Annotated in this window: 3 protein-coding genes; all 3 read left to right on the top strand. The window is 72.4% G+C overall.

What is annotated here, in order from left to right:
- Positions 1-103 precede the first annotated feature (103 nt).
- The 3 genes from KN815_RS46620 (at position 104) to KN815_RS46610 (ending at position 4,564) form a co-directional block, all read left to right on the top strand.
- The gene (locus KN815_RS46620; protein ID WP_216347839.1) at positions 104-1,660 is read left to right on the top strand and encodes a phytoene desaturase family protein; all 1,557 of its coding nucleotides are present in this window, start codon (positions 104-106) and stop codon (positions 1,658-1,660) included.
- A gap of 120 nt (positions 1,661-1,780) precedes the next feature.
- A complete protein-coding gene (locus KN815_RS46615; RefSeq protein ID WP_216347838.1) occupies positions 1,781-2,884 on the top strand; it encodes an NAD(P)H-dependent flavin oxidoreductase in 1,104 nt (367 codons plus the stop codon).
- A 123-nt stretch (positions 2,885-3,007) separates the two neighbouring features.
- The gene (locus KN815_RS46610) at positions 3,008-4,564 is read left to right on the top strand and encodes an acyl-CoA synthetase (protein ID WP_216347837.1); all 1,557 of its coding nucleotides are present in this window, start codon (positions 3,008-3,010) and stop codon (positions 4,562-4,564) included.
- The last annotated feature ends 225 nt before the right edge of the window (positions 4,565-4,789 follow it).

Below are 4,789 nucleotides of genomic sequence, written 5' to 3'. Positions count from 1 at the left end.
GGCCACGCGGCCCAGGCGCCGGGACGGCGGGCGCGGCGGGTGTGGCAGGGGTGGCCTGCTGCGCGCCCTGGCCCCGGCGATCAGCGCGTGCTAACCAGAGGGCATGCCTCACAGCGATGCGTATGACGTCGTCATCGTCGGCGGCGGTCACAACGGTCTGGTCGCCGCCGCGTATCTCGCCCGCGCCGGTCGGAGCGTGCTGGTGCTCGAGCGCCTCGGTCACACCGGTGGCGCCGCCGTGTCCACTCGGCCCTACCCCGGCGTGGACGCACGGCTCTCGCGCTACTCCTACCTGGTCAGCCTGTTGCCGCGGCGGATCGTCGACGACCTCGGACTGCGCTTCGCGGTGCGCAAGCGCGCGGTGTCCTCGTACACGCCCGAGTTCCGGGGCGGGCGCCACACCGGGCTGCTGGTGGACGCAGGCTCCTCCGCCCGGACGCGCGCCGCGTTCGCGCGGCTGACCGGCTCGGAGCGGGAGTACGAGTCCTGGCAGCGCTTCTACGGCATGACCCAGCGCGTCGCCGAGCGCGTCTTCCCCACGCTGATCGAGCCGCTGCCCACCCGGGAGGAGCTGCGGACCCGGATCGGGGACGACGCGGCGTGGCAGGCGCTGTTCGAGCGGCCGCTGGGGGAGGCGGTCGAGGCGGCGTTCGACGACGACCTCATCCGGGGCGTGGTCCTCACCGACGCGCTCATCGGCACCTTCGCCCGGGCCCACGACCCGTCGCTGCGGCAGAACCGCTGCTTCCTCTACCACGTGATCGGCGGCGGCACCGGCGACTGGGACGTCCCCGTCGGCGGCATGGGCGCGCTCACCGATGCCCTCGCCGACGCCGCCCGCGCGGCGGGCGCGCGGATCGCGACCGGGCGCGAGGTCACCGCGATCGCCACCGACGGCACCTCGGCCGAGGTGCGGTACGAGGGCGAGGCGGGGGAGGGGACCGCGGCCGCCCGGTATGTGCTCGTCGGGGCCGCACCGCGCGAGCTGGCCCGGCTGCTGGGCGAGGAGCCGCCCGCCCCGCCCGCGGAAGGGGCCCAGCTCAAGGTGAACATGCTGCTGCGCAGGCTGCCCGCGCTGCGCGACCGCGAGGTGGACCCGCGCGAGGCGTTCTCCGGGACGTTCCACATCGCCGAGGGGTACGGCGCCCTGGAGGACGCGTACCGCCAGGCGGCCGCGGGGGAGCTGCCGCACCGGCCGCCGTCGGAGATCTACTGCCACTCGCTGACCGATCCGTCGATCCTCGGCCCGGAGCCGGCCCGCGAGGGCTATCAGACCCTGACCCTGTTCGGACTGCACACCCCCGCCCGGCTGTTCACCGAGGACAACGACGCGGCACGCACCGCGCTGCTGCGCGCCACCCTCGCGGAGCTGGACGCGCATCTCGCCGAGCCGATCACCGACTGTCTCGCCCATGATGCCGACGGCCGGCCGTGCATCGAGGCCAAGACCCCGCTGGACCTGGACGCCGAGCTGCGGCTGCCCGGCGGCAACATCTTCCACCGGGACCTGTCCTTCCCGTACGCCCAGGAGGGCACCGGCCGCTGGGGCGTGGAGACACGCCACGCCAATGTGCTGCTGTGCGGCGCGGGGGCGGTGCGCGGCGGCGGGGTGAGCGGAATCCCGGGGCACAACGCGGCCATGGCGGTGCTGGGGAGGTGACGCCCGAAAGTCCCCGGAGAGTCCCGCGGACGGCCCGGAAAGCGCTTTTCTTCCACTGAATCTGACGTAGCGTCAGAAAAACTCTTCCCTCGTCCGCCGCCCTGCGGCATCCTGCCGACCATGCAGACGGAGCTGAGCACAAGGCTGGGTGTCGAGCACGCCGTCTTCGGCTTCACGCCGTTCCCCGCCGTGGCCGCGGCGATCAGCCGGGCCGGCGGCTTCGGTGTGCTCGGCGCGGTCCGCTACGGCGCGGGCGAGGAGCTGGCCCGCGACCTCGACTGGATGGAGGCGCACGCCGACGGCAAGCCCTACGGCCTGGACGTCGTGATGCCCGCGAAGAAGGTGGAGGGGGTCACCGAGGCCGATATCGAGGCGATGATCCCCGAAGGCCACCGCGCGTTCGTCCGGGACACCCTCGCCAAGCACGGCGTCCCCGAGCTGGCCGAGGGCGAGGCGTCCGGCTGGCGGATCACCGGCTGGCTCGAGGAGGTGGCCCGCAGCCAGCTCGACGTCGCCTTCGACTACCCCGTCAAACTCCTGGCCAACGCCCTGGGCTCGCCCCCGGCCGATGTCGTCGCCCGCGCCCATGACCACGGCATCCTGGTGGCCGCTCTCGCGGGCAGCGCCCGCCACGCCCGCCACCACAAGGAGGCGGGGCTCGATGTCATCGTCGCCCAGGGGTACGAGGCGGGCGGCCACACCGGCGAGATCGCCTCCATGGTGCTCACCCCCGAGGTGGTGCGGGCCGTGCACCCGCTGCCCGTGCTCGCCGCGGGCGGCATCGGCAGCGGTGAGCAGATCGCCGCCGGGCTGGCGCTGGGCGCCCAGGGCGTCTGGATCGGCTCCCTCTGGCTCACCACCGAGGAGGCCGAACTGCATTCGGCGGCCCTCATCCGCAAGCTGCTGGCGGCCGGATCCGGGGACACCGTGCGCTCCCGCGCCCTCACCGGCAAACCCGCCCGCCAGTTGCGCACCGAGTGGACCGACGCCTGGGAGGACCCGGACGGCCCGGACCCGCTGCCCATGCCGCTCCAGGGGCTGCTGGTCGCCGAGGCCGTCTCCCGCATCCAGAAGCACGAGGTGGAACCGCTGCTGGGCACGCCGGTCGGCCAGATCGTCGGCCGGATGGACGAGGTCCGCCCGGTCCAGGCCGTCTTCGACGATCTGACCCGGGGCTTCGAGCGCGCCATCGACCGCGTCATCCGCATCGCCAAGGGCGCCTGACCGCGCCTGTCGAACCCGCCTGACCTCGCCTGATCTCGTCCCACACCACCTGATCTCGTCCCACACCGCCCGACCTCGTCCCACACCGCCTGACACCGCCGTCAGAAGGAGGACCGGACCGCCATGTCTCCGACACCCAACGGCTTCTGGGCCCAGGCCGCGCTCGAGCCCGACCGCACCGTGCTCATCGCCCCGGATGGTGAGGAGTGGACCGCCGGGCGGCTGCACAGCGCGTGCAACCGGCTCGTCGCCGGGCTGCGCGCCGCCGGGCTGCGACGCGGTGACGCCCTGGCGGTCGTTCTGCCCAACGGGGTGGAGTTCTTCGTCGCCGCCCTCGCCGCCACCCAGGCCGGTCTCTATCTGGTGCCGGTCAACCACCATCTGGTCGGCCCCGAGATCGCCTGGATCGTCTCCGACTCCGGCGCCAAGGTGCTGATCGCCCATGAGCGCTACGGCGGGCAGGCGGCCGCGGCCGCCGACGAGGCGGGGCTGCCCGCGACCCACCGCTACGCGGTCGGCGCCATCGACGGCTTCCGCCCGTACCCCGAACTCATCGAGGGGCAGCCGGAGGAGCCGCCCGCCGACCGCGAGGTGGGCTGGGTCATGAACTACACCTCCGGCACCACGGGCCGTCCGCGCGGCATCCGCCGTGCGCTGACCGGAAAGCTCCCCGAGGAGAGCCACCTCGGCGGCTTTCTGCGCTTCTTCGGCATCACACCGCGCTCCGAGGAGCCCGACCACGTCCATCTGGTGTGCTCACCGCTCTACCACACCGCCGTACTACAGTTCGCGAGCTCGTCGCTGCACATCGGCCACCCCCTGGTGCTCATGGACAAGTGGACGCCCCAGGAGATGCTGCGCCTCATCGACACCTACCGCTGTACGCACACCCATATGGTGCCGACCCAGTTCCACCGGCTGCTCGCCCTCCCCGACGAGGTCAAGCGGTCCTACGACGTCTCCTCGATGCGCCATGCCATCCATGGCGCCGCGCCTTGCCCCGACCATGTCAAGCGCGCGATGATCGAGTGGTGGGGCGGCTGTGTCGAGGAGTACTACGCGGCCAGCGAGGGCGGCGGCGCCTTCGCCACCGCCGAGGACTGGCTGAAGAAGCCGGGGACGGTCGGCCGCCCCTGGCCCATCAGCGAGCTGGCCATCTTCGACGACGAGGGCACCCGGCTCCCGGCCGGTGAACTCGGCACCGTCTACATGAAGATGAGCACCGGGGGCTTCGCCTACCACAAGGACAAGAGCAAGACCGAGAAGAACCGCATCGGCGACTTCTTCACCGTCGGCGACCTCGGCCTCCTGGACGACGACGGCTATCTCTACCTCCGCGACCGCAAGATCGACCTGATCATCTCGGGCGGGGTCAACATCTACCCCGCCGAGATCGAGGCCGCGCTGCTCACCCACCCGGCCGTCGCCGACGCCGCGGCCTTCGGGATTCCCCACGAGGACTGGGGCGAGCAGGTCATCGCGGTCGTGGAACCCGCCGAGGGACATGCGCCGGGGCTCGATCTGGCCGCCGAGATCCTCGCCCACTGCACGACTCGGCTGGCGGGCTATAAATGCCCCAAGTCGGTGGACTTCATCGTGGAGATGCCGCGCGACCCCAACGGCAAGCTCTACAAGCGGCGGCTGCGGGCGCCGTACTGGGAGGGTGCGCAATCGCAGTGAGCCTGAGGGCGGCCGGCCCGGTGAGTGCCAGTGCCGCCTGATTGGGCCATCGCGCCACGGGGCCGGTCCCGCTTATCCGCGGACGCTGTTGGCTTAATCCCCGGCTCTGATGCTTCGCCCCGTCGTTATGCGGCGGGGCGAAGTGCTGTCAAGGGGCTGGTCCGGGTGCGGGCGCGGGGCTGGTCGCTGAGCCAGGCGTTGATGCGGATGAGGTTGATCGCGGCG

This window comes from Streptomyces niphimycinicus, from assembly GCF_018883605.1.
In the GTDB taxonomy this organism is placed as follows: Bacteria; Actinomycetota; Actinomycetes; order Streptomycetales; family Streptomycetaceae; genus Streptomyces; species Streptomyces niphimycinicus.
This window is presented reverse-complemented; position numbering and strand designations above follow the sequence as displayed.

What these genes read in the sequence shown, in the direction of transcription:
- KN815_RS46620 (WP_216347839.1), top strand. Translation starts at nt 104, where the DNA reads ATGCCTCACAGCGATGCGTATGACGTCGTCATCGTCGGCGGCGGTCAC.
- KN815_RS46615 (WP_216347838.1), top strand. Translation starts at nt 1,781, where the DNA reads ATGCAGACGGAGCTGAGCACAAGGCTGGGTGTCGAGCACGCCGTCTTC.
- KN815_RS46610 (WP_216347837.1), top strand. Translation starts at nt 3,008, where the DNA reads ATGTCTCCGACACCCAACGGCTTCTGGGCCCAGGCCGCGCTCGAGCCC.